Below are 24415 nucleotides of genomic sequence, written 5' to 3' on the forward strand. Positions count from 1 at the left end.
GCTGAGATCCGCGGCCGAGTGGGGGGTAGAGCGCGGCCGCGCCCCGGCTGTCAAGGAAGCGGCTGCCCGGCGGGCGCGCTGGCTGAAAGTCCGAATGCCTCCGCCAGGAGGGTGACGGAGCGACGGCGCGCCGCCGGATCGTGGATCGGCGACAGCACCGCAACCTCCTGCACGCCCAGCTCCCCGGCCATTGCTTCCAGCTTCGCCCGTACCTGCTCCGGCGTACCGATGGCCGCACGCTGGCGCATCCGCGACAGCTTGTCGCGTTCCGCAGGTGTGGCCGGATAGTTGGCGGCTTCCTCGGGCGAGGGCAGGGCGGGATAGATCCCCCGGTCGCGCGACAGCTTCCAGATGGCGCGCGAGGAGAACAGGCGCGCGGCCTCCTCTTCCGTTTCCGCGCAAAGGGCCACCACGGCAATGGCGGCGTGCGGCGCAGGCAGCCGCCCAGCCTCGGAGCGGAAGGTTCGCCGGTAAAGGCTGAGCGCCTCGGCCGCGCCCTGCCCATCGGTGATGAAATGCGCGAAGCCGTAGGGCAAGCCGAAATAGGCCGCGAGCTGTGCGCCGTAATCCGAGCTGCCCAGCACCCAAAGCTCCGGCCGGGTCGGGCCTTCCGGCTGGGCGCGCACGGCCTGGAAGGGGTGGTTTGCCGGCAGGCCCTCGCCCAGCCAGCCCAGCACGTCCTGCACCTGCGCCGGGAAGTGGTCTGCACCCGACTGTGCCGCAGCCGGATTGAGCGCATAGGCGGTGCGGCCGTCGCTGCCCGGCGCCCGCCCGACGCCGAGATCGATGCGCCCTGGCGCGATGGCCTCCAGCACGCGGAACTGCTCGGCGACTTTCAGCGCGGCATAGTGCGGCAGCATCACCCCCGCGGAGCCGATGCGGATCCGGCGGGTGGTGGCGGCGATGGCGCTGATCAGGATCTCCGGGGCGGAGCCGGCATGGCTCAGGCTGTTGTGGTGCTCGGCCAGCCAGTAGCGGCGATAACCGAGCGTGTCGGCCAGCTGCGCCAGCGACAAGGTTTCGCGAATGGCCTCGGCGGCGTCGCGCCCGCTGGCGATGCTGGACTGGTCGAGAATGGATAGGGCGAGGGGCATACGATGCAGCCTAGGGCGGATTCGCGCCGCGGCAAGCACGGCCAGGCAGCGCCCCGCACTGTTCCCGGACCGCCCCGCCGGGCGGGAGAGGCGCTGCGTTCACGATCATGCAGCGACGAAGCGGGTCGTTCATCCCCGGAAGACGGGAGCTTAGTTTTCCTTGCAAAGAGGCCCGGAACCGCCGGCCTTGGTCAAGGCTCCGCCATGCCGGTGCGCAATCCCGTCCAGCGGACCTTCCACCACCCAGTCGCCGCCATCTTCCTGCGCGAAGTCCGGCCCCAGCGGCGCCTTGCCCGCGCCGTCCGGCAGGTCCAGCACGTAGGTCGGCCAGGCCAGCCCGGTCAGCCGGCCACGTAGCGCGCGCAGGATGGCGCGGCCTTCGGCGATCGGCACCTCGAAGCGGGCGGTGCCCGGCGCGCGGTCGAGCTGGTGCAGGTAGTAGGGCTTCACCCGCGCGGCCAGCATGGCGCGGAACAGCGCGGCCAGCGCCTCCGGGTCGTCATTGACGCCGCGCAGCAGCACGGACTGCCCGAGCAGCGCCACGCCCGCCCCGGCCAGTGCCTTTAGCGCCGTACGCGCCGAAGCGGAGAACTCCCGCGCATGATTGGCGTGGACGCAGAGAAACAGCGCCTTTTCCGTTCCCAGCGCGTCCAGCAGGTCGGCCGTCACCCGCTCCGGCGCCGCCACCGGCACGCGGGAATGAATGCGGATGATGTCCAGATGCGGCATTTCCGACAGTCGCCGGACAATGTGCGCAAGCCGCCGGGAGGACAGCATCATCGGGTCGCCGCCGGTCAGAATGGCTTCCCGCACCGTGGGCATACCCGCGAACCAGTCGAGCGCCGCGTCCAGCTCCGCTTCCGACAGCAATCCGCCGTCCGGGCCCACCACCTCGCGCCGGAAGCAGAAGCGGCAATAAACCGGGCAGGCCAGGAGCGGCTTCAGCAGGGCGCGGTCCGGGTAGCGGTGGACCACGCCCTTGACGGGGGTGAAGGGCGCGTCCGCCGTGGGATCCGACACTTCCTGCGGCCGCGTGTCCAGTTCCGCCATGTCCGGGATGTATTGGCGCGCAACAGGGTCGGAAGCAGGATCGGCGGGATCGATCAGCGCCTGCACGGCAGGAGAAACGGCGATGGCATAGGTCCTCACCAGGCGGTCGAGGCCGGGCACGGCGTCGCGCGGAACCAAGCCGGCCTCGGCGAGGGCGGTGGCGTCCCTGAGGGTGCGTGGCTTTCTATTCGGGAAACCGTCGGGCATGGTCCGGCGGCTTAAGCCCGGAGCGTGCCGCACCGCAATGACCGATCCTGCAAACCTGCCGCGTGCCGCCTCTGCCGAGTGGCATCCCGAACGTCTGGCCCTGCGGCTGCCCACGCTGCGCCGCCGGGCCCGGCTGACAGCCGAGACACGCGCCTTCTTCGCCGGGCGCGGCTATCTGGAGATCGAGACGCCCGCTCTTGTGCCGGCGCCGGGCATGGAAGTGCATCTGGCGGCCTTTCGCAGCCTGTTCACCCCCATGCTGGGCGGCGATCCGAGGGTGCTGTGGCTGCGCACCTCGCCCGAATTGGCCATCAAGCGGCTGCTGACTGCCGGATGCGGCCCCGTCTTTGAGCTGGCGCGAGTGTGGCGCAATGGCGAGGTAGGCCCGCGCCATGCGCCGGAATTCACCATGTTGGAATGGTATCGTCCTGGTGCCGGGCTGGACGGGCTGATGGACGAAACCGAGGCCTTCCTGCGCGCCGTGCTGCCGCCCCGGGTCGCACTGGGCGGCGTGGAAACCGACCTTACCCTGCCTTTCGAGCGCGTCACCGTGGCCGACGCGTTCCGCCGCCATGCCGGCGGCATCGACATCCTGGCGACGTTGAACGGCGAAGGAGAGGGCGACGGTCTGGCGCTTCGCGCTGCCGCCTCCGCGGCCGGCATCGTGCCGCGGGGTGAGGAAGGATGGGAGGACCTGTTCTTCCGCATCCTGCTGGAGCGGGTGGAGCCGGCGCTCGGGCGGGGCCGGGGCAGCTTCCTGACGCACTGGCCGGCGCCGCAGGCCGCGTTGGCGCGGCGTGACCCCGACGATCCACGCGCCGCGCTCCGCTTCGAGCTGTTCGTGGCTGGCATCGAGCTGGCCAACGCCTTCGACGAGCTGACGGACGCCGCCGAGCAGGCGGAGCGTTTCGCCCGCGACGTGGCCGAGCGCCGGCGCCTCTATGGCGAGGGCTGGGAGGTGGACGAGGACTTCCTGCAGGCGTTGCGCCACGGGATGCCTGCCAGCGCCGGCATCGCGCTCGGCTTTGACCGGCTGGCCATGCTGGCTGCCGGAGCGGAAAGCATTGCCGACACGCTGTGGTTGGGGCGGTGGCCCTATGTCGGTGAGGAATAGGCGCCGGACGGCGAGCTCATGGACGCCTCGTCCACGGCGTTTTCCCGACCTTTCCCGGCGCCATCGCCCAATCCATCCTCCAGCGGACGCCAGAGCCCGCCCGAAAGGATCTCGCTGGGGCGAAAGCGGGACTTGTAGGTCATCTTGCGGCTCTGCGGCACCCAATAGCCCAGATACACATAAGGCAGCCCCATGCTCGCGGCCTTGCGCACCAGCCAGAGCACGGCGTAGGTGCCGAGCGAGCGCTTCTCCAGCGCCGGGTCGAAGAATGAGTAGACCGCCGAGAGCCCGTCGCTCAGCCAGTCGGTGAGGCAGCCACCGACCAGCCGCCCATTCTCGTCGCGGAACTCGATCAGCCCCGTGGTGATGGGGGTGTCCTCGACCATGGCACGGTAATCGTAGAACCCCATCGCGGCCATGTCGCCATCCTGGTGGCGGGCGCGCTGATAGGCCTGGAACAAGGCGAATTGCTCGGCCGTGGCGCGGGCCGGCACTGCCTCGCCGGTCAAGTCCGCATTCGCGCGCTCGATCCTGCGCTGGGTGCGGTCGGGGGAGAAGCGGCGGGCATCGATGCGGATGGGAATGCACGCCGAGCATCCGGCACAGACTGGGGAATAGGCGATGTTGTGGCTGCGGCGGAACCCGGCCCTGGACAGGCGGTCATGCAGCGCCTCGGCATCCGGGCCGGTGAGTTCGGTCACGACCTTCCGTTCCATGCGGCCAGCCAGGTAGGGGCAGGGCAGCGGCGCGGTGGTGTAGAAGAAATGCGGACGGCGGGCTGAGCGGTGCAGCATGGTTTGGCTGATTTTCCCCGCTCAGCGCCCCTGATGCAACATGCGATCGCGCGAGGCTCAGCGTGGCGCCAATACCAGCCGTGCCCCACCCCCTTCCGCCGCGCTGCCCAGCGGCAGCCAGGCCTGGCCCTGCGCCCAGCGCTCCGCCTGGTCGCCCCAATGCGGCGAGAGCGGATGCCCCGATTGCCCGGTGGCGATCACCGCCTGCGCCCCTTCGGGCGAGGAAAGGTCGAACACCGCCCTGAGCCCGGCGCCGTGGGTATGGGCGAAGCCGGCGCCCAGGCCACCGCGATTGACCGTTTCCCCGTCACCGGGTGTTGGCAGCCGCAAGGTGGTCAGGTTGCCCAGGACCGGCAGGAAACGCAGCAGCGGATGGGCCAGCGCCACCTGATGCGCCTCTCCCCATCGCCATTCGGCCGGATCGGGGCCGAAGCGGGCCGAAAGGTCAGCCACCGCCTGCTCCAGCGCCCGGATGGCGAGCGCCGCGCAAGCGCCACCCGGCGCGAAGTCGGGCGCTGCTCCGGATGCTTCCCCCTGGGGCCGGCACCAATGGGCGCCGCGTCCATCCGGATGCAGCACGAAGCGCAGGAACTCCGCACTGGGCGCCCAGCCATCCTCCGGCACGCCGCCCGCTGCCAGGGCCAGAAGCGAAGCCTGCCGCCACCAGGCATTGAAGATCAACGGCTGGGGTCGATCGGTGGCCATGGCTCCGTCCCATGCCAGCAGCAGGTCACGCGCCGTGCCGGCGGGGCCCGTTGGCCGCTCCAGCCCGCGCAGCAGGGGCAACATTTCCCGCGCGAACAGACTGACGGCATCGCGCTGGATGGCGGCCATGTCTTCCGGCGCGTGACGCGGCCGCTCGGCCAGAAGTTCCTGGATGCGGTCGAAGCGCCAGGCGCCGAACCAGTCGCGGCCCAGATAGGGCTCCACGCCGGCCGGCTGCACGCGGTTGTTGGCGTTGACCAGCAAGCCGGAAGCAGGGTTTTCCCTGTGAGGCAATTCGTCAAAGGGCACGAAGCCTTGCCAGTCGGCGGCCCCGTCCCAGCCGGGAACCGGCAAGTTGCCGTCGCCGCCACGACGCAGCGGCGCCCGGCCCGTAAGGTACATGGCGATGCCGCCGCCATCCCGGGACGCTTCGGCCACCATGAGGTTCTGCGGTGGTGAGGTGATGCGGGACGCGGCGGCCCTGGCCTCGGCCAGGGTGGTGGCGCGGTTCAGCGCCAGCAATCCATCGGCCGCCGTGTCGCCCTCAGCCAGGTTGGCCATGGCAACGGCCAGCACATGACCATCGGGCGCAGCCGACACCCCGGCCAGGTCGCTGACCACCGGGCCATGGCGCGTTTCGCGAACCTGCAGCACCTCATCCTCCTGCCCGCGGATGGCGATGCGCTCTTCCCTCGTGGCGAAGGGGCGCGGGCCGCCCGGCGTCTCGTAGCCACCCCCCACCAGCCGCTCCACGAAAACGTCCTGGGTGTCGGAATGGGTTGTGGTGAAGCCCCAGGCGATGCGTTCGTTGCGGCCGATGACGATGAAGGGCACGCCGGGAGAGGATGCGCCGGTCCGGAAGCGACCATCCGGCAGCTCGATCCTGACCAGGTACCACAGGATCGGCGCGCTGAAGCCGAGATGCGGGTCGGAGGCCAGCAGCGGTGCACCGGTGATCGAGCGTGACCCCGCCACCGCCCAGGCATTCGAAGCCGATGCCGGAAGCGGTGCGTCGACCGGGAAGCGCGGGATCGCGTCGGCCAGCCGCGCCAGCATCGAGGGATCGAGGGCGGCTCGCCGGTCCGGCTCGCCGGCGCTCTCATCCGCGGGCCACAACTCGGCCAGGCGCTCCGGCGGCAGGGTGGCGGCCAGCCGCGCCCGGTCGATCTCCGTGCGCCAGTTCCCCGACAGCCACAGCCCCATGGTCTTGGCCCAAAGCAGCGCGTCCGAAGCGCGCCAGGGTTCGGGCGTGCCGAGGGCGATGAATTCCGGTGCCGCCATGCGCCCGCGCGCGCCGATCCAGGCATTCACCCCGGCCGCATAGGCTTCCATCAGGTCGCGCGTCGAAGCCGGCAACGCGGCGAAATCGGCTTCCGCCCGGGGCGCCAGGCCCAGCGTGCGGTTCATCCGGTCGAGGCGCAGCGCCGCCGGCCCCGCAATCTCGGCCAGCCGGCCGGACGCGTTTCGGCGCATCAGCTCCATCTGGAACATACGGTCGCGCGCATGCAGCCAGCCCAGCGCCGTGGCGGCATCGTGCTCATTCGCGGCGGTGATGCGGGGGATGCCGTGCTCATCCTCCAGCACCGTCACCTGGGCGGAAAGGCCGGGAAGCGCGATCTCCCCTTCGCGCGGCGGCAGGCTGGCCCAGAGCAGGGCCCCGGCGCCAAGGACCAGGGCGGGGATCAGGATGGCGGCGGTGAGGAGGCCGCGCCGGAAGAAGCGGCCCATCCGGCCGGGGCGTTTCTGCATGCTCCGGATTTAGGGGCGATGCGGTCCCGGCACAGCCCTGGCCATGTTAAATCACCTGCCATGCGCGACGCCACCCAACGACAAGCCGCAGAATCCCGTGGCCGCAGCGCCGAAGACCGGGTGGCCTCCCGGCTGGAGGCCGAGGGCTGGACCGTGCTGGCCCGCCGGTTCCGCAACAAGGGCGGAGAGATCGACCTGGTCGTGGAGCGTGACGGGCTACTGGCCTTTGTCGAGGTGAAGGCGCGCGCCGCGCTGTCGGACGCCGCGCTGTCCGTTTCGCCGCGGCAGCAGGCGCGACTCCTGGCAGGGGCCGAGGCCTGGCTGGCGATGCATCCAGGCCATGGTTGGGCAGGCATGCGCTTCGATGTGGTGCTGGTGGACGGGCAGGGGCGCATGCGGCGCATTGCCGACGCGATCCGGGCGGGTTGAGGCTGCACAGCGGGGGCGGGAGCGCTTATGACCGGACCATGCCCCGTTCTGCGATTCTCGGGCGCCTGCGGCATGCGGCGTCGATTGCCCTGGGACGCCACCTTTGGCGTCCACCCGCCCAGTCTTCCCGAGCCGGGCACCCGGCAGAGGATGGCTTCCTCTGCGTCATTGATCGCTTCTCCTTGGCGCAGGGGCGGCTGCGCCTGGCCGGCTGGACGCACCATCCGGGCAAGACCCTAGCGAGGATGACCCTGAGGCTGCCCGGCGGGGCCGCCCATCCGGTGGCTGCCACCGGCCTTCCAAGCCCAGATCTGGTGCCGAGACTCGGTGCCGGTGCGGGACGGGCGCGGTTCGACGAGACGCTCAGCCTGTCCGGCTCTGTGGGCGAGGTGGCCGACGCGGTGCTGATGCTGCGTTTCGCCGATGGCTCCGAGCGGGGGGTCACCGGTTTGGGCGCCGCCGAGGACGATCCGGCCAAGGCGCTTACGCCACGCTTTGCCGCCATGTTGAAGGAGCAAGGGCCGGGCCAGCTGCTCGAGGTCGGCTCGCGCGCGCGGTCTGGCAATGTGAACCGGCATCTGGTGCCGGAAGGCTGGGGCTACACTGGCATGGATGTGCTGGCCGGACCCAATGTCGATGTGGTGGGCGACGCCCATCGCCTGTCCACGCTGTTTCCCGAGCGGCGCTTCGACGGGGTGATGGCCTTCTCGGTGCTGGAACACATCCTGATGCCCTGGCGCTTCGCAGTGGAGCTGAACAAGGTGATGAATCTGGGCGGCGTCGCCCTGTTCACCACGCACCAATCCTGGCCCATGCACGATCAGCCCTGGGATTTCTGGCGCTACTCCAACACCAGCTGGGCCGCGCTGTTCAACCACGCCACCGGCTTCGAGGTGGTGGCCGCTGGGCTGGGTGAGCGCGTTTTCCTGACCGCCGAGCGGCTGCATCCGGTAACGGCCTTCACCGACACCGACCTGCATTCGGGATGGGGCATGTCGGCGGTGCTGATCCGCAAGACGGGCGAGACAGCCCTGGAATGGCCGGTGGAACCCGAGGACGTCATCCAGTCCAGCTATCCGGCCTGAAGGGCGTCCCGCTCCACAGCCATCAGTGTCTGAAGCGCCGAATCTCGTAGCGCATCGGAAAGGGAAGGGAAATGACGGCGCCGTGCTCCAGCAGGGAGTCCGGCGGGGCAGGGTATGGCGCGGCGGGGAGCACGGCGCTCAGGGCCGCGGCATCCAGCAGCGGGCTGCCTGAGCTTCGCGAGATCCGTGGCGTGAAGGGCCGGCCTTCCCGGTCCATGCTTGCGCTTAGCATCGGCGCCTTGAGGGCGCATCAACAGGAAATCAATCTGTGCCTTGCCGTGATGTCAGGCCGGCACGATGCGCACCGCCGAGATGATCACCACCGCCTGGGCGTATGGGTACTCGTCGGTCATCGTCAGGCTGACCTGCGCGCCGTACCCGTTGGGCGTGATGGCGTCGAGCCGCTTCGCCGCTCCGCCGGTGAGCCGCAGGGAGGGCTGGCCGGTGGACAGGTTCACAACACCGAGGTCGCGCCAGAACACGCCCTGGCGGAAGCCGGTGCCGAGCGCCTTGGCCGCCGCCTCCTTGGCCGCGAAACGCTTGGCATAGGTCGCCGCGCGCAGCTTCTCCGTCCGGCTGTCAGCCTTTCTGCGTTCCAGCGGCGTGAAGACGCGTTCCAGGAAGCGCTCGCCATAGCGCTCCAGCGAGCGCTCGATGCGGCGGATATCGCAGATGTCGTTGCCGAGGCCGATGATCATGCGGAACGCCTAGCGCCGGGTGCGGCGCCTGTCATCCCTTGTTGCGCTCGACCTGGATGATGCCAGGACAGGCACGTAGGGCGGCAACCACGTTGGACAGGTGCCGCAGGTCGGATACCTCCAGATCCACCACCACCTCGGCGAAGTCGGCGGCGCGATGGGCGAAGCGAAGGTTGTGGAGCTTGCCGTTCTGCTTGGCGATGGCGACGGTGAGCGCGGCGATCGCTGCATCCTCGTTGCTGGTCACCACATCGAGCCGGCCCAGATGCGCGCCGCCGGAGCCGGCCTCGTAATCCCAGTCGATGTCCAGGAAGCGCTCGGGCGTCGCCGCCAGAGCCTCGAGGTTGTGGCAATCATGCTGGTGGACAGTGACGCCCTTGCCGGTCGAGACAATGCCGACGATGCGGTCCCCTGGTACCGGATGGCAGCAGCCGGCGAACTGCACCGACATGCCGGCGATCAGGCCGGAAATGCCGTGACTCGCCTCGCGCCGGCGCTCGGTGCGCATGACGGTGCTGCCGGGCTTGCCGCGGGCGCGCGCCAGCGGCAGGTGGTCCATCGGCCTCGGTGGGCCACGCAACTCCGGAATGGCTGCGTGCAGCACTTCCCGCGCGCCGATGTTGCCGTTGCCGACAGCGACGCAGAGATCCTCGAAGCTCGCGTATTTCAGCGGCTTCAGCGCCGGCTCCACCAGCTTCTCGGCGAAATCCACCCCCTCCTGGCGGAAGGCACGGGCAATGGCGGAGCGGCCGGTCTCCTGGAACTCGGAGCGCTGGCGAGCCATCGCGAAGCGCTTGATGCGTGCCTTGGCCTTGCCGGTGACGACAAAGCGTTCCCAGGCCGGGTTGGGCGTGCCGCCGCGCGCAGTGATGACCTCGACCTGGTCGCCATTCTCCAGCTGGTGGCGCAGCGGCACGATGCGGCCGTTGATCTTGGCGCCGACACAGGCATCGCCCACCTGACTGTGCACCTGGTAGGCGAAGTCGATCGGCGTGGCGCCGCGCGGCAAGGCGATCAGGTCGCCCTTCGGCGTGAAGCAGAACACCTGATCCTGGTGCAGGGCGAGCTTGGTGTGCTCCAGGAAGTCCTGCGGCTCGGCAGCCGTTTCCAGGATCTCCAGCAACTCTCTGACCCACGGGTAGCGGCGCTGCTTCGGCACCTCGGCGCCGGGCGAGCCGCCCTGCTTGTACATCCAGTGCGCGGCGACGCCGTATTCCGCGATTTCGTGCATGTCCGGCGTCCGAATCTGCACCTCGATCTTGGCGTTGCGTCGCTCCGGCACGGTGACGCCGGTGTGCAGCGACTGATAGCCATTCGGCTTGGGAGTCGAGATGTAGTCCTTGAACCGTCCCGGAACCACGCGATAGGCCGAGTGGATGGCACCCAGCGCGGCGTAGCAATTCGCCTTGTCGGTGGTGACGATGCGGAACGCCATGATGTCGGAGAGCTGCTCGAACTCGACCTTCTTCTCGTGCATCTTCATCCAGATGGAGAAGGGCGACTTTTCGCGTCCCGTGACTTCCAGGATGGGAATGCCGGCTTCGCCGAGCTGCGCCTTGAGGTCGGTGGCGATCTCGTCGATCAGGTCGGCGCCCTGGCCGCGCAGAAAGGCGAGCCGCGCTGTGATGGTCTGGTAGGCGTCCGGCTGCAACTCGCGAAAGGAAAGCGACTGCAGCTCCGTCTTCACGGCATCCATGCCGATGCGCTGGGCCAGCGGCGCGTAGATCTCCATCGTCTCGCGGGCGATGCGGGCGCGGCTGTCCGGCTTCGGCTTGAAGTGCAGCGTCCGCATGTTGTGCAGGCGATCGGCGAGCTTCACCAGCAGCACGCGAATATCCTCGCTCATGGCGAGGACCAGCTTGCGGAAATTCTCCGCCTGCTTGGTGCGCTCCGATTGCAGTTCCAGCCGCGTCAGCTTGGTGACGCCATCGATCAGCCGGGCGATGTCGCTGCCGAAGCGCTTCTCGAGTTCCGCAAGGCTGTAGGTGGTGTCTTCCACCACGTCATGCAGCAGAGCGGTGGCGATGGTCGCGGTATCGAGGCGGTATCCGGCCAGGATGCCAGCCACGGCCAGCGGATGGGTGATGTACGGGTCGCCATTTTCCCGCGACTGCGAGGCATGGGCGGTGGCGGCGATGTTATAGGCCGCCTCGATCAGCGGCATGTCGGCGCGCGGGTCGTAGGCAGCGACGCGGCGGGCCAGTTCGGTGCCCGGTGTTTCCACAATGGGAGGCTTCGCCGTCAGGTTCTCCGGCGCCGTGCCAACGCCTGCCGACGACGCTGTGGGCGGCAGGGCGGGGGCATCCGGGGCCGGTGCGGCCAGCCCCGTTTCAGGCGCGCGGGGCGCCGGGGTGTCTCGCATCCCCGCCGCCGCTTTCAAGCGCCCCTCCCGTTCAGCGGCGGCCGCCCCCGAGCTCGGCGGCAATCGCGGCCTCGATGTCGTCGCCCGAGAGATCGTCGCCGGCGGCATCCGGCAGCGGCTCGTCGTTCACATCCATCACGCCAAAGATGTTCTCGTCGGTGGCGATCAGGTCGATCACCTCCTCTTCCACCGGCTCCGGCTCCGGCGCCCGCAGCAGGGACTTGATGATGTCCTGCTCCAGCGCAGCGGTTTCCACCGTTTCGTCGGCGATCTCGCGCAGGGCGACAACCGGGTTCTTGTCGTTGTCCCGATCAAGGGTCAGCTCTTCGCCGCGGCTGATGTTGCGGGCACGCTGCGCCGCGATGAGCACCAGCTCGAAGCGGTTCGGGATCTTCAGGATGCAGTCTTCGACCGTGACGCGGGCCATGGGCGGCCTCCAACTTCCAGAAATGCGCTGAACCCGTGAGATAACCACCGCACCCGCGAAAGGCAAGGTTTACGGGGCCGCTGGCCTCAAAGGCGGCGCATGGCCGCTTCCGGCAAGGCCGCCAGCAGCGCCTCCACCCCGTGGCCCAGCACGGGGTGCACCCAGCCCGGTGCCACCTCGGCCAAGGGCTGCAGCACGAACCGCCGCAGATGTGCGCGGGGATGCGGCAGGATCGGATCGGGGACGTCCCGCACCATGTTGCCCATGGCGATGATGTCGAGGTCCAAGGTGCGGGGCGCATTGGGATATGGGCGTTGACGCCCCGCTTCCGCTTCCAGCGCTTGCAGGGCGGGAAGCAGCGCCTCCGGTCCGATGTCGCCACGGCAGCGGGCGACTCCGTTGACATACCAGGGCGAACGCGGATCGGGCGGGTCCGGCTCGGTCAACCACCAGCCGGACACGGCCTCGACCATCAGTCCCGGGATCGTGCCCAGCGCCGCCGCCGCGTCACGGCAGGTGGAAAGGGGGGCAGTGCCATCCGCCCCCGGCAGGTTTGCGCCCAGGGCAATCAGGATCATGGGCGGTTGAAGTCGGGGGCGAGCTTCAGCGCGTCCGTGGTGTCGAAATCGCGCAGCACGGCGTCGTCCGACATTTCAACCTCCACCACCCGGTCGGCGTACTTGCCGGCCAAGTGGCGCGCACCGACATCGCCGGTGATGGCCAGCATCTCCGGCAGATATTCGCGGGACCACAGCATCGGATTGCCTTGCTTGCCGCGAAAGGTTGGCATGACGATGGAGCGGCCTTCCTCGGGGTCGAAGACGGCCAGCATCCGGTCGAGCATGGCGCCTGTGACCAGCGGCATGTCGCCCAGGCAGATCAGCACCCCTTCCGCTTCCGGCGGCAAGGCAGCGAGGCCGGCCTTCAGCGAGCCGGAAAGGCCGTCGGCATAATCCTCCGTCTGTACGATGCGAACGGGGCGGCCGGCCAGCGCCTCCTCCACCCGCGCGGCCTCGTAGCCAGTGACGGCGATCACCGGCCGGGCGCGGCTGTCCAGCACGTTGGACACCACCCGGGCGACCATCGGCACCCCCGCCTTGTCGGTCACCAACAGCTTGTTCAGCGGTGCCATCCGCCGGGAGCGACCAGCGGCCAGGATCAGCGCCGCCACCTGGCGCGGACGGCGGGGCGGGGTGCCGCTGGAGGGCTGGCTCGCCGCTTGCTCGCGCGGCAGCGGCCGGGTCTCGATCTCCTTCAGCAAGCCGCCCACACCCATGCCGGCAATGTCGCGCCCCGTCACCGGCAGGCCGGCGAAGAGGCGCTGCAACACCCAATCGAACCCGTTCAACTTGGGAGAACGGGCGCAGCCGGGGAGCACCATGGCGGGAATGCCGCCGAGTTCGCCCAGGCAGATCAGGTTGCCGGGATCGACCGGCATGCCGAAATGCTCGATGCGGCCGCCGGCGCGGGTGATGGCGCCAGGGCCGGCGTCACGGCGGTCCACCACCGCCGAGGCCCCGGCCACCAGCAGCAACTCTGCCGCCTGGCGCTTCAGCTTGCCCAGTGCCTCGGCAATGGCGCCTTCCTCATGCCGGCAACGCAGCGGCGGAAGCAGAGTGCCGGACAGCGCGGTGATGCGGTCCTGGGTGGCTTCAATCGTGCCTTCCAGGATCGAGTCCTTGAGCCCCGGCAATTCGCTGAGCACCAGCCCGACCTTCAGCGGACGGAAAGGATGCACGGCCAGCGCACGCCCGCCCCGCGCCACCATCTCCGCCAGGCTGAGCACGCTCGCAGGGGCGCTGAAGGGGATGACTTTCACCGTTGCCAGCATCTCCTTCGCCGAGACGGGTGTGTAGTTCGGCAAGGTGGCAATGGTCAGGCTCTCATCCAGCCGGTTCAGCCGGTGGATCATGGACTCATCCACCACGAACAGCCCGGCCGCATCGGCCAGGATGTTCACCCGGCCAGTGGCGGCGCGCGAGCGCGCCAGAAGTGGGCCGAGCAGCGCCTCGCCCAGCCGCTGCGCCGCCTCATCCTCCGGCACGTCGCCGGATTCGAGCCGGGCAGCGATCACCTCGGCGCGCCCTGCCTCTCGCAGCGTGGCCAGGGCGGAGGCGTCGAGCGTGGTGCCCTTTTTCAGAATCTTGGTGCCGCCGCCGGTGGAGAGCCGCAGCGTGTGCGCCAGGATGCAGCCCTCGGCCTCGGCGAGGGGAACCGGCCCGAACCTCATGGCCGGTCCGCCACGGAAGCGCCACGGCGCCGGGCGACGATCTCTGCCAGCACGGACAGCGCGATCTCGGGCGCGGTGACGGCGCCGATCGACAAACCCACCGGCGCGGCGATGCGCGCGGTGTCCGCCGGCGTCAGCCCGGCTTCCGCCAGCCGTTCCAGCCGCTTGGCATGAGTGCGGCGGCTACCCAGAGCGCCAACATAGAAAGCAGGGCTTTTCAACGCGACCTCCAGCGCCGGGTCGTCCAGCTTTGGATCATGGGTCAGGGTGACCACCGCGGTGCGGCTGTCGGGCTTGAGCTGGGTCATGGCATCGTCCGGCCACTCATCGACCAGGGTGATGCCGTTGCCGAATCGCTCTTCGGTGGCGAAGGCGCGCCGCGGGTCGATCACCGTGACGGCGAAGCCCATCTGCCGCGCCATGGGCGCCAGGGCCTGGGCCACATGCACCGCGCCCACGACCAGCAGGCGCAGCGGTGGGTTGTGCGGCTGAATGAAGAATTCAGCGTCATCCTGCGCCAGATGGGCGGCGCGGTCGGCGCGTATGGCCGCATCAGCGGCTTCCGCCAGAGGAGCGGGCGCCGTGTCATCAGGGTGCAGCCATTGCGTTCCATCGGCCAGCCGGGTGATCAGGGCCACCGGCCGCGTCGCCTCGCGCGCCGCCTGCAGCCGGCTCAGCATCTCCGCCTTCACACCAGCTTCTCCACGAACACCTTCAGCTTGCCGCCGCAGGCCAGCCCGACCTCCCAGGCGCGCTCGTCGCTGATGCCGAAATCCAGAAGCTGCGGCTGGCCATCCTGCATCGTCTTCTGCGCGACCTCCGCCACCGCCCCCTCAATGCAGCCGCCCGAGACGCTGCCTGCCATGCGGCCGCTGGCGGTGACGGCGAGCTGGGAGCCTGCCGGGCGGGGCGAGCTGCCCCAGGTTTCCACCACCGTGGCCAACGCCACCGTTTCCCCCTGGCCGAGCCATTCGGCGGCCGTCCCGAGGATGTCCTCCTGATCGCTCATCACCGTCGCTCCGTCCCTGGATGCCGCGCTGGCCGGGCCGAGAGCGTCTCGACCAGGGCACGCAGGCTGTCGATGTTGTGGACCGGGCGGTGCTCATGCACCAGCGGCAGCATGACCCGGATGCCCTGGGATTTCGGCCGGAAGCCGGCATAGCGCAAGAGCGGGTTCAGCCAGATCAGCCGCCGGCACGAATCGCGCAGCCGCCGGGTCGCGGCGCCAAGCCGCTCCAGCTCGCTGGCGCCGCCCCGCTCCAGCCCGTCCGTGATCAGCAGCACCACTGCGCCCTGGCCCAGCACGCGGCGCGACCATTGCTTGTTGAACAGGTCCAGGGCCTCGCCGATCCGGGTGCCGCCCGACCAGTCGGGCACGATATGGCTGACCATCTGGAAGGCCGCCTCGGGGTCGCGGTGGCGTAGCTGGCGCGTGATGTTGGTCAGCCGCGTGCCGAACAGGAAGCAGGAGACGCGGTCACGATCGTTGGTCACCGCGTGCAGGAAGTGCAGCAGCACCTGGGCGTAGCGGCCCATGCTGCCGGAGATGTCACACAGTACCACCAGTGGCGGCGGACGCGTGACCCGCTGCAGGCGCCGCAATTCCAGGATTTCGCCACCCTGACGCAGGCTGGCCTTCAGCGTGGCGCGCAGGTCGGTCCGGGCGCCGGACGGGTGCGGGCGGAAACGGCGGGTCGGGCGGGCATCCAGCGGCAAGGAAAGCTTGCGGATCTCCGCCTTGGCATTGGCGATCTCCTCCGCGCCCATCGCTTCGAAATCCATGCTTCGCAGCTGCTCGGCGGCGCTGAAGGACAGGGCGGTGTCGGTGCGGCGCGATTCGCCTTCGGGCGGAGGCGGGGCGCCGCCAGTCAGCGCCTCGCCCAGGCGACGGGCACCGGGGGGTGGCGGCGCGCTGTCCGGCGCGGTGGCATCGGCACCCTGCGGTCCCCCCGCTGCCGGGTCGCGCCACCACAGCAGAAAGGCCTGGTCGAAGATCGGCGCATGCTCGTGCCGGTGCACCATGGTGGCGCGCAGCGCCGCGCGGAACTGATGCCGGTCGCCGATCTCGATGTGGCGCAGTGCCTCCGCCCCGGCCAGCAGCTCGGTCGGCCCAACAGGCAGGCCGGCGCGGCGCAGCAGCCGGCCGAAGCCCATCAGGTTCTCGGCCAAGGCGGGGGCGGCGGTGGCCATGTCAGAGGGGCAGGGCAGGGCGTGGGCTGGCGGCCTGTTTCGCGGCCTCGACCAGCCGCGCCGCCTCCTCGCCGCGCAGCCGGGCGATGTCGTCCTGGTATTTGAGCAGCGCGCCCAGCGTTTCCTCCACCAGCACCGGCTCCAGTTCCCGCGCCTGCAACGCGGACAGCGCCGCCGCCCAGTCGATGGTCTCGGCGACGCCCGGATACTTGAAAAAATCCCCCGCCCGGATCGCCTGCACGAAGGCGACCACCTGGGACGCCAGGGTATCCGCCAGACCGGGAAGGCGGCGGGACAGGATGGCACGCTCCCGCATCGCGTCGGGGTAGTCCACCCATTGGTACAGGCAGCGGCGACGGATGGCGTCGTGCACCTCCCGCGTGCGATTGCTGGTCAGCACCACGATGGGGGGTGTATCGGCGCGGATGGTGCCGAGCTCGGGGATGGAGAGCTGGAAGTCAGCCAGGATCTCCAGAAGGAAGGCCTCGAAAGGCTCGTCGGCGCGGTCCAGCTCATCGATCAGCAGCACGGCTGGCGGACCGGAGAGCGCCGCCAGCAGCGGCCGTTCCTGCAGAAAGCGGCGATCGTAGATCCCGGCCTCCAGCGCGGCGCGGTCGCGTTCGTTCCTTGTGTCCCCGGCGGCCTCCGCCAGGCGGATGGCCATGAGCTGCCGCGCATGGTTCCATTCGTAGGCGGCAGCCGAAAGGTCGAGCCCGTCATAGCATTGCAGCCGCACCAGCCGCCGCCCAAGGCCGCTGGCCAGCACCTTGGCGATCTCGGTTTTGCCGGTTCCGGGTTCGCCTTCCAGAAAAAGCGGCCGGCCCATGGCCAGCGCCAGATGCACGGTGGTGGCCAGTGCCCGGTCGGCCACATAGCCGCCGGCCTCCAGGAGGCGCTGGGTTTCTTCGACCGAGGTGGGAAGCGCGGCCACGCTCAGCCCAGCACGAACAGCAGGAACAGGATCACCAGGAACACCGCCGAGCCACCCCAGAACAGGGTGGGCAAGCCGAAGATCTCCTCCGGGATCAACGAGAAGGCCGAGAGCGCCGGAGCCGGACCGGGCACCGGCCGCCGCGCGGGCGGAGCAGGGTGTGCGGCCGCGCCGCTGGAGGGCTCCTGCTGGCGGCCACCCGGCGGCACCTCGCCGGCATGCTCGGCCAGTCCTGCACCCAACAGGGTCGCCGCTCCGAGCCTTTCGGTGGTGGAGGCATCGCCGATCTCGGTGCCGGGGGCGGGGGTGGGCACTGTGCCCTCGGGCAGCACCGGCTCGGCCGAAGGGCGTGGAGCGGCGGGCTGGCCGCCAGGGCCCCGCGGGGCTTCGGCGGTTCCATCGGCACTCCCGGCAAGGGCGGCCGGGTCGGCCGCGGGGGCGACATTGGCGGCGAAGCGGTCGAAGAACTGGTCGGCCATCTGCTTGGCCGTGCTGTCGATCAGCCGGGCGCCGAGCTGCGCCATCTTGCCGCCCACCTGCGCCTTCACAGCGTAGCGCAGCAAGGTGGCGCCGGGGCCGGATTCCTCCAGGCTGACATCGGCACCTCCCTTGGCAAAGCCCATGGCGCCGCCATTGCCCTCGCCGCTGATGGTGTAGGAGGTGGGCGGGTTCAGGTTCTCCAGCTTCACCTTGCCGTTGAAGCGGGCAGCCATGGGGCCGATCTTGATGGCAACGCGGGCGGAGAAGCCGTCATCCCCCGTCTTCTCGATCTGCTCGCAGCCGGGGATTGAGGCGCGCAGGATCTCCGGGTCGTTCAACCCCTCCCATACGGTCTGGCGTGGGGCCGCGATGTTGCGTTCGCCTGTCATTTCCATGCTGCGTCTCTCCCTGCTCACCCGGTGCGGCGGCGCGCGGCAGGCGCCCACCCCGGCGCCAAGCTAGGACGCATGCGCCCCGGGGGAAAGCCCGTGCCTGACGGTGGCGGAACCTGTCTGGCGCCTGCGGGGGCGGTGGTGTAGGCCGAGCTCCAGCCCGTTCGGCCCGCCCCTTTTGTCCGGGTGGCATGATGGAGAAGAAGTTGCGATGCCCCATAACCCTCAAGCGCGGTCCAGCCGCTTCAAGGACGGGTGGGGCACGGCGCGGCGCATCGGTCTCGCCGCTTCGCTGTTGCCGATGCTGCTGGACGCGGCGCCGGCCTTTGCCGCCGCATCAGGCAGCGCCGAGGGGAACGCGGCGCCAGGGCTCATCTGGGCGCTGCCCTTTGTCGGTGTTCTGCTGTCCATCGCGCTGATGCCATTGCTGGCGGCACGGCTTTGGCACCACCATTATGGCAAGGTGGCGCTCGGCTGGTCGCTGCTTTTCCTTGTGCCCTTCGCCGTGTTGATGGGCCCTGCCGCCGCGTTCGGGGAGTTCACCCATGTTCTGATGGGCGAATACCTGCCGTTCATCACCCTGCTGTTGGCGCTTTACACGGCAGGGGGCGGGGTGCTGCTTCGCGGAACGCTGGTTGGCACACCCGCCACAAACACCGCGCTGCTGGCTGTGGGAACGGCCATCGCCAGCATCATGGGAACCACCGGTGCCTCCATGGTGATGATCCGGCCACTGATCCGGGCCAATGCCGGGCGCCGGTACAAGATGCACAGCTTCGTCTTCTTCATCTTCCTGGTCAGCAACATTGGCGGCAGCCTCACGCCCCTGGGTGATCCGCCGCTTTACCTCGGCTTTCTCGCAGGCGTGTCGTTCTTCTGGCCGACCACCCACCTGTTCAGCCCTTTCCTGTTCTGCGCCGTGCTGCTGCTGGCGGTGTACTGGGTGATCGACCGCTTTGCCTACGCACGGGAGCGCAAGGGCCTGATCGCTGCAAAGGCGGAGGAAGCAGCCGAACGCGACCATGTGGAAAGCACCCCGCGCGAGCCCCTGGGCATCGACGGCTGGGTGAATGTGGCCTTGCTCGGCGTGGTGGTGGCCACGGTGCTGATGCAGGGGATTTGGCTGCCCGGCAGCGTCATCGTTCTGGGGCAGAGTGTTGGCATCGAGCGGCTGGTGGCGATGGCGCTGTTCCTGTTGGTGACGCTGGTCTCGGTGCAACTGACCCCCAGCTCGCTGCGCGCGGCGAACGGCTTCACCTGGGCCGCGATTCTGGAGGTCGCCAAGCTGTTCGCTGCCATCTTCGTGACCATGGCACCGGTGCTCGCCATGCTGCGCGCCGGGCCGGACGGGCCGATGGCGGGGTTGGTGGCGCTGACCACCGATGCGGCCGGCCAACCGATTCCAGCCATGTATTTCTGGCTCACCGGCGCCTTGTCGTCCTTTCTCGACAATGCGCCCACCTATCTGGTGTTCTTCAACCTGGCCGGTGGCGATGCGGCATGGCTCATGGGCGCCGGCGCCCCGGTGCTGGCGGCGATTTCCTGCGGTGCCGTGTTCATGGGAGCCAATTCCTATATCGGCAACGCGCCCAACTTCATGGTCAAGGCCATCGTGGAGGAGCAGGGGGAGCGGATGCCGAGCTTCTTCGGCTATTGTGGCTGGGCCGCGGTGTTTCTGATCCCCTGCTTCGCGCTGATGACGCTGGTCTTCTTCTAGCACCGGAACAGGACCCGGCCGGCCGTTGGCCCTGGTTTCGGATCCAGGGCGCCAGCCTGTATTCTGCGGCAGCCGCTCGTGGCGGCGCATCAAGAAAGGACCGTCCATGCCCTATGTGATCGCCGATGACCTGACCGACGCCCCCGCCGGCCTGCGCTTCCGCGCGCTGCTCGACCGGCCGCAGATCCTGCGCATGCCGGGAGCGCATCTGGGCATCGCCGCATTGCTGGCCAAGCGGGCGGGGTTCGAGGCGTTGTACATGTCGGGCGCGGCGATGTCGGCCACGATGGGCCTGCCCGATCTCGGCATGATCACGGTGGATGACGTGTCCTGGCACATCCGCCAGGTCAGCCGCGCCTCTGGGCTGCCGGTGCTGGTGGATGGCGACACCGGCTATGGCGAGGCGCTGAACGTGATGCATATGGTGCGCTCCTTCGAGGAGGCCGGTGCTGGCGCCGTGCACCTGGAAGACCAGCTGCTGCCCAAGAAATGCGGGCACCTGAACGACAAGAAGCTGGCCGATGCGCGCGACATGGCGGCCAAGATCGCCGCGGCCCGCAAGGCGCGGCGGCACCTGTACCTGATCGCCCGGACGGATGCCGCCGCCAGCGAAGGCATGGACGGCGCGGTAGCACGCGCCAAGCTGTATCTGGAGGCGGGGGCGGATGCCATCTTCCCCGAGGCGCTGACCAACCGCGAGATGTTCGAGGAATTTGCCCGCCGTATGCCGGGGGTGAAGCTGCTGGCCAATATGACTGAATTCGGCCGCACACCCTTCTTCACGGACCAGGAATTCGAAGCCATGGGCTATGCCATGGTGATCTGGCCGGTCAGCCAGCTTCGCGTCGCCGCGAAATCCATGGAGGAGCTCTACGGCGCCATCAACCGCGATGGCGGGACGCACAAGATGGTTGACCGCATGCAGACCCGCGCCGAGCTTTACGAGACCATCGACTACCTGGCCTATGAGTCGCTGGACAAGACGCTGGTGCAGACCGTGGTGCCCGAGGCCATGCCGCAGCGAGGATAACGGGGTCCGCGAACAACCCCCAGGATCGGGGAGGCGGGTGGTGCCCCGGCCCGCCCTGCGGCCATGGGCCCGCGCGACGAGCCCTGGCACCATCCTGGCTGGATTCCGCCAGGGCTCTGGCAGGAAGGGACAGGCTCCATGCCGCCTTCAGGCTTCTGCCACGCCCAGCAGGCCGAGCACCGCGTGGTCGATGCCGCCGGCGGGCGACAGCCCGGCCTCGGCCCGCAGGGTGGCGAGCGCGCCCAGGCTTTCCCTGCCGATGATGCCATCGACCGAACCGCTGTAGAGGCCGCGCTGCCGCAGTGCCGCCTGCACCGCCTTCAAGGTGGCGACGGGCCACGCGCCGGGAGCCGTCCAGGGAATGAAGCGTTGCGCGCGTTGCAGCCACGCGAAGCGATCCTGCAGACCGATGAGCCCGCCATTGATGCGGCGCGTCAGGGCCATGTAGTCGCCGGCGTCGCACAGGGTGTTCAGCCGCTTCCAGCTCCAATAGCCGCATGCGACAGCCAGGGCGTGGCGGGGATGGTTCACCTGGTCCGGCTCAGCTTCCAGCTCAAGCCCCGCGCGGCGACCGACCTCCCGATAGGCTTCACGGCCGGTGAGCTGGATGTAGCCGCGCCCTCGGAACCGCCAACCATCTCCGCGCTCCGTGTTGCCCATGCGGCTGCCATAGACGCGCTCGGCCAGGGCCTGGGGGTTGCCGGCATAAGGCGCTGCGGCGGCCAGCGAGGGAAAGCGGCTTGGCCAGACCTGCATCAGCCGCGGTGCCGAATAATTCAGGTTCTCCGAGCGGGTCCGCAGCCCCTCCGACTCGTGCCCTGTCTGGGCCAGAAAGAAGTGACAGCGCTGCGGAGACACGTCGAGCCCCGTCTGCCGGAACAGGTCGGGAGCCTGTTCGGCAAAGGCGGCGAGGTGGTCCGGCGCGGCCTGGGGATAAAGGAGGCGAAGTTGGGGGAGGGCGAACATGGCGAGGGCTTCCGTCGCAACAATAGGTCGAAATACCTATAGCAGCAGCAACCTCAGCAGTAAAGGAATAAAAACCTATATAGTTGCGGCGCAAGCCTTGCTGCTTCTGCCGACACCTCGCCCCTGGACCTTGCCAGCCCCCTCAGGCAGCCGGCAGTTCCGCGGCATAGCTGGCCAGCGACGGCACTGAACGGATCATCTTCCGCCCCTGAAGGAAGCGGGCGAAGCGCTCGTAGCGATTGGCATCCAGCGCCGCCGGGCTCAGCGAGAAGCGGTTCAACGTGTCGCGGAAGGCGCGGCGGTTCAGCTCGTTGTCCAGTTCGCGACGGGGCCCGGCAATGAACATGCGCCAGGATTCATCCGGATTGTTGACCAGAAAGGCAGTGGCTGCTTCCACCGCATCCATGAAGCGGCGGAGCACCGGGTCCTTCACCCGATCGCTGTGCGCGACATAGATCAGCTCGTCATAGATCGGCATGCCGTGCTGCTCGGGATAGAAGGCACGGCCGGGCCGGCCCTCGATCTCCAGTTGGTGCAGCTCGAAATTGCGGAAGCCACCGAGGATGGCGTCAACCTGCCCCGACATCAGCGCCGAGGACAGGCCGAAATTGACATTGATCAGGGTGACATCGCGCGCCGACAGCCCGACCGTGCCGAGGATGGTGTCGATTGCCACCTCCTCGAATCCGGCGGTGGAAAAACCGATCTTCCGGCCCTTGAGGTCGCCCAGCTGCTTCACCGGGCCGTCGCGCAACACGGAGAGGGTGGAGAGCGGTGTCGCCACCAGCGTGCCGACACGGGCCAGAGGCAGGCCCTGATCGACCGCGAGGTACAGGGTCTTCTGGTAGTACACCCCCAGATCGGCCTGCTTCGCCGCGACCAGCCGGGGCGGGTCGTTCGGGTCGGCCGGCGCGACGATCCGCACATCGAGGCCGGCGGCCGCGAAGTGCCCGCCCTCGCGCGCCACGATGATCGGCGCGTGGTCCGGGTTGACGAACCAATCCAGCATCAGGGTCAGCGGCGCGGGTGTGCCCGGTGCGGCAGGGGTTGTGGGCGCCGCGGCGGGCGCCTGTGCATGGGCCACGGCCGGCAATGCCAGAGCGGCCAGGCCAGGCAGGGCGCGTCGGGTGATAGTGGTCATGCGATTCCTCCGGAGTTGCTTTGCGCGTCGCGGTCGGCCAGTGCATCGGGCTGCCAGGGCAGGGCGGCGCGCAGGATGCGGTCGATGACGAACCACAGCGCCATGGCCATGCAGGCCAGCACAGCCAGCGCCGCGAACATCATGTCGGTCTGGCTGCGGCCATTGGCCTGCAGCATCACGTAGCCCAGTCCGGCGGAGGCGCCGACCCATTCCCCGACCACCGCGCCGATCGGCGCCACGGCGGCGGCCACGCGCAGCCCGGAGGCGAGGCCGGGCAGCGCCGCGGGCACGCGGATGCGCCAAAGAACGGACAGGCGCGACGCGCCCATGGTGGTGGCGAGGTCGAGCCAGCCAGGCTCCGTCCGGCGCAACCCGTCGTAGAAGGCGGTGGCGACGGGAAAGAAGATGATGATGGTGGCCATGGCGATCTTGCTGGCCAGGCCGAAGCCGAGCCACAGCGTCAGCAATGGGGCAATGGCGAAGACTGGCACCGCCTGGCTGGCCACCAGCAGCGGCAGCAGCCAACGACGCCCCTCGCGCCAGATCGTCAGCGTCAGCGCCACCGACACGCCCAGCAGCGTGCCGAGCAGCAGCCCCAGCAGGATCTCCGACCCCGTGATCAGCGCGTGGCCCCACAGGATGTCCCACCGTGTCACCAGCACATCCGCCACCCGCAGTGGCGAGGGAAGCAGAAACGGCGGCACGGCGCTCCAGCGCACAAAGCCTTCCCACAGCAGCAGCAGGCCAAGGGCGGCCAGGAGCGGCCTCATGCCGCCTCCGCCAGCCGCTCCAGCAGCGCGGCCTGGGACGCCATCAACGCCGGCTCGTGCGCGGCACGCGGCGGGACGCCGTGCGGGAGGGGGTGGTCCTCGGGCCACGCACCACCCGGGGCCGGACGCAGCACCAGGATGCGGTGGGCCAGGCGCAGCGCCTCCAGCGGATCATGCGTGACCAGCAGCACGGTGCGGCCGCGCAGCAGTCCGGCCGCCAGACTCTGCAGCCTGTGGCGGGTGGGGGCATCGATGGCGGAGAAAGGCTCGTCCATCAGCACAAAGGGACGGTCTTCCATCAATGTGCGGGCCAGCGCTGCCCGCTGGCGCATGCCGCCGGAAAGCTCGGACGGACGGGCGGCTTCTCGCCCATCCAGCCCGACGGAGGCAATCAGCGCCCGGGCTCGTTCCCGGTCGGGGCGCCGGCCTCGCAGCCGGGCGCCGAGGGTGACGTTGCCCAGCAGGTCGAGCCAGGGCAGCAACAGGTCCTGCTGGCCCATCCAGGCGATGCGTCCGGCCAGCCGCCCACCATCCGACGCTTCGAGCCGCGCGCCTTGCGGTAGCGGCATCAGGCCGGCCACCAGGCGTAGCAAGGTCGACTTCCCGACACCGGAAGGTCCGAGCAGCGCGGTGGTCTGGCCACCGGCAAAGTCGAACCGTGCGGCACCGAGCACGGCACGGCCGCCGAGGCGCAGTCCAGGCAGGGAAAGGGCGACAGAAGGCGCCATGCGAAACCACCGATCCCTTCGCCGGCATGACCCGGATCAGGTTCAAGGGGTCGCAGGGCCCATCCCTGCCTCTCAGCCCAAGCACGGGCTCCCCCCGGAGACAGATTCACTCCTATGGCCGGGCGC

Annotated in this window: 24 protein-coding genes and 1 riboswitch; of the genes, 5 read left to right on the forward strand and 19 right to left on the reverse strand. The window is 69.3% G+C overall.

Annotation, left to right across the window (positions count from 1 at the left end; genetic code table 11):
• Window positions 1–50: 50 nt before the first annotated feature.
• Window positions 51–1094 carry an LLM class flavin-dependent oxidoreductase gene (locus tag ACFOD4_RS05460; RefSeq protein WP_379594927.1) on the reverse strand — a complete coding sequence of 348 codons (1044 nt, stop codon included), beginning with the start codon at window positions 1092–1094 and terminating at the stop codon, window positions 51–53.
• 150 nt (window positions 1095–1244) lie between these two features.
• Window positions 1245–2351: a lysine-2,3-aminomutase-like protein gene (locus ACFOD4_RS05465; protein ID WP_379594928.1), complete on the reverse strand. Its 1107-nt coding sequence runs from the start codon at window positions 2349–2351 to the stop codon at window positions 1245–1247.
• 37 nt (window positions 2352–2388) lie between these two features.
• Between ACFOD4_RS05465 and epmA the strand changes: the two genes are divergently transcribed.
• The gene (gene epmA / locus ACFOD4_RS05470; RefSeq protein ID WP_379594929.1) at window positions 2389–3465 is read left to right on the forward strand and encodes an EF-P lysine aminoacylase EpmA; all 1077 of its coding nucleotides are present in this window, start codon (window positions 2389–2391) and stop codon (window positions 3463–3465) included.
• Here epmA and ACFOD4_RS05475 read toward each other — a convergent pair.
• Together ACFOD4_RS05475 and ACFOD4_RS05480 are read right to left on the reverse strand one after the other, a co-directional pair.
• Complete coding sequence (locus ACFOD4_RS05475; RefSeq protein WP_379594930.1) at window positions 3447–4259, reverse strand: arginyltransferase; 813 nt, start codon at window positions 4257–4259, stop codon at window positions 3447–3449. The genes epmA and ACFOD4_RS05475 overlap by 19 nt on opposite strands.
• Before the next feature lie 57 nt (window positions 4260–4316).
• On the reverse strand, window positions 4317–6713 hold the full coding sequence (locus ACFOD4_RS05480) for a penicillin acylase family protein (protein ID WP_379594931.1): 2397 nt from the start codon (window positions 6711–6713) through the stop codon (window positions 4317–4319).
• A 60-nt stretch (window positions 6714–6773) separates the two neighbouring features.
• Here ACFOD4_RS05480 and ACFOD4_RS05485 point away from each other — a divergent pair, with 60 nt between their 5' ends.
• Complete coding sequence (locus ACFOD4_RS05485) at window positions 6774–7142, forward strand: YraN family protein (protein ID WP_379594932.1); 369 nt, start codon at window positions 6774–6776, stop codon at window positions 7140–7142.
• Between the two features lie 38 nt (window positions 7143–7180).
• Window positions 7181–8227 (forward strand): methyltransferase domain-containing protein, encoded by a 1047-nt coding sequence (locus ACFOD4_RS05490; protein ID WP_379594933.1) that lies wholly within the window; start codon window positions 7181–7183, stop codon window positions 8225–8227.
• 22 nt (window positions 8228–8249) lie between these two features.
• Here the strand turns inward: ACFOD4_RS05490 and ACFOD4_RS05495 are convergent, their stop codons facing one another.
• The 11 genes from ACFOD4_RS05495 to ACFOD4_RS05545 all read right to left on the reverse strand — a co-directional run bounded on the left by ACFOD4_RS05495 (window position 8250) and on the right by ACFOD4_RS05545 (window position 17940).
• Complete coding sequence (locus ACFOD4_RS05495; RefSeq protein WP_379594934.1) at window positions 8250–8459, reverse strand: energy transducer TonB; 210 nt, start codon at window positions 8457–8459, stop codon at window positions 8250–8252.
• Between the two features lie 52 nt (window positions 8460–8511).
• The gene (acpS, locus tag ACFOD4_RS05500) at window positions 8512–8925 is read right to left on the reverse strand and encodes a holo-ACP synthase (protein WP_379594935.1); all 414 of its coding nucleotides are present in this window, start codon (window positions 8923–8925) and stop codon (window positions 8512–8514) included.
• 31 nt (window positions 8926–8956) lie between these two features.
• Complete coding sequence (locus tag ACFOD4_RS05505) at window positions 8957–11287, reverse strand: RelA/SpoT family protein (protein WP_379594936.1); 2331 nt, start codon at window positions 11285–11287, stop codon at window positions 8957–8959.
• A 31-nt stretch (window positions 11288–11318) separates the two neighbouring features.
• Window positions 11319–11714 (reverse strand): DNA-directed RNA polymerase subunit omega, encoded by a 396-nt coding sequence (gene rpoZ, locus ACFOD4_RS05510; RefSeq protein WP_379594937.1) that lies wholly within the window; start codon window positions 11712–11714, stop codon window positions 11319–11321.
• Between the two features lie 86 nt (window positions 11715–11800).
• Window positions 11801–12292, reverse strand: coding sequence for a 2-amino-4-hydroxy-6-hydroxymethyldihydropteridine diphosphokinase (folK, locus tag ACFOD4_RS05515; RefSeq protein WP_379594938.1), 492 nt, complete (start codon window positions 12290–12292; stop codon window positions 11801–11803).
• Window positions 12289–13944, reverse strand: a complete 1656-nt coding sequence (locus ACFOD4_RS05520) for an NTP transferase domain-containing protein (RefSeq protein ID WP_379594939.1) — start codon at window positions 13942–13944, stop codon at window positions 12289–12291. The genes folK and ACFOD4_RS05520 overlap by 4 nt, the downstream gene beginning before the upstream one ends.
• Window positions 13941–14624, reverse strand: coding sequence for an XdhC family protein (locus ACFOD4_RS05525; protein ID WP_456316874.1), 684 nt, complete (start codon window positions 14622–14624; stop codon window positions 13941–13943). The genes ACFOD4_RS05520 and ACFOD4_RS05525 overlap by 4 nt, the downstream gene beginning before the upstream one ends.
• Before the next feature lie 8 nt (window positions 14625–14632).
• Window positions 14633–14953 (reverse strand): XdhC family protein, encoded by a 321-nt coding sequence (locus tag ACFOD4_RS05530; RefSeq protein WP_379594941.1) that lies wholly within the window; start codon window positions 14951–14953, stop codon window positions 14633–14635.
• Window positions 14953–16134: a vWA domain-containing protein gene (locus ACFOD4_RS05535; protein ID WP_379594942.1), complete on the reverse strand. Its 1182-nt coding sequence runs from the start codon at window positions 16132–16134 to the stop codon at window positions 14953–14955. Before ACFOD4_RS05535 ends, ACFOD4_RS05530 begins: the two co-directional genes overlap by 1 nt.
• Window position 16135: 1 nt before the next feature.
• Window positions 16136–17071, reverse strand: coding sequence for an AAA family ATPase (locus tag ACFOD4_RS05540; RefSeq protein ID WP_379595260.1), 936 nt, complete (start codon window positions 17069–17071; stop codon window positions 16136–16138).
• Complete coding sequence (locus tag ACFOD4_RS05545) at window positions 17068–17940, reverse strand: SRPBCC family protein (RefSeq protein WP_379594943.1); 873 nt, start codon at window positions 17938–17940, stop codon at window positions 17068–17070. Before ACFOD4_RS05545 ends, ACFOD4_RS05540 begins: the two co-directional genes overlap by 4 nt.
• Before the next feature lie 208 nt (window positions 17941–18148).
• Here ACFOD4_RS05545 and ACFOD4_RS05550 point away from each other — a divergent pair, with 208 nt between their 5' ends.
• Window positions 18149–19654, forward strand: coding sequence for a sodium:proton antiporter (locus tag ACFOD4_RS05550; RefSeq protein WP_379594944.1), 1506 nt, complete (start codon window positions 18149–18151; stop codon window positions 19652–19654).
• A 106-nt stretch (window positions 19655–19760) separates the two neighbouring features.
• Window positions 19761–20684: a methylisocitrate lyase gene (gene prpB, locus ACFOD4_RS05555; RefSeq protein ID WP_379594945.1), complete on the forward strand. Its 924-nt coding sequence runs from the start codon at window positions 19761–19763 to the stop codon at window positions 20682–20684.
• Window positions 20685–20831: 147 nt separating this feature from the next.
• On the opposite strand, the gene ACFOD4_RS05560 is transcribed toward prpB, so the two are convergent.
• The 4 genes from ACFOD4_RS05560 to ACFOD4_RS05575 form a co-directional block, all read right to left on the reverse strand.
• A complete protein-coding gene (locus ACFOD4_RS05560; protein ID WP_379594946.1) occupies window positions 20832–21650 on the reverse strand; it encodes a glycoside hydrolase family 19 protein in 819 nt (272 codons plus the stop codon).
• Between the two features lie 142 nt (window positions 21651–21792).
• Window positions 21793–22791, reverse strand: coding sequence for an ABC transporter substrate-binding protein (locus ACFOD4_RS05565; protein ID WP_379594947.1), 999 nt, complete (start codon window positions 22789–22791; stop codon window positions 21793–21795).
• Window positions 22788–23561, reverse strand: a complete 774-nt coding sequence (locus tag ACFOD4_RS05570) for an ABC transporter permease (protein WP_379594948.1) — start codon at window positions 23559–23561, stop codon at window positions 22788–22790. The genes ACFOD4_RS05565 and ACFOD4_RS05570 overlap by 4 nt, the downstream gene beginning before the upstream one ends.
• A complete protein-coding gene (locus tag ACFOD4_RS05575) occupies window positions 23558–24289 on the reverse strand; it encodes an ABC transporter ATP-binding protein (RefSeq protein WP_379594949.1) in 732 nt (243 codons plus the stop codon). The genes ACFOD4_RS05570 and ACFOD4_RS05575 overlap by 4 nt, the downstream gene beginning before the upstream one ends.
• A riboswitch (TPP riboswitch) is annotated at window positions 24285–24394 on the reverse strand. (Overlaps the previous gene by 5 nt.)
• Window positions 24395–24415: the final 21 nt, after the last annotated feature.

It is taken from the genome of Teichococcus globiformis (assembly GCF_042646265.1).
Taxonomy (GTDB): Bacteria; Pseudomonadota; Alphaproteobacteria; order Acetobacterales; family Acetobacteraceae; genus Pseudoroseomonas; species Pseudoroseomonas globiformis.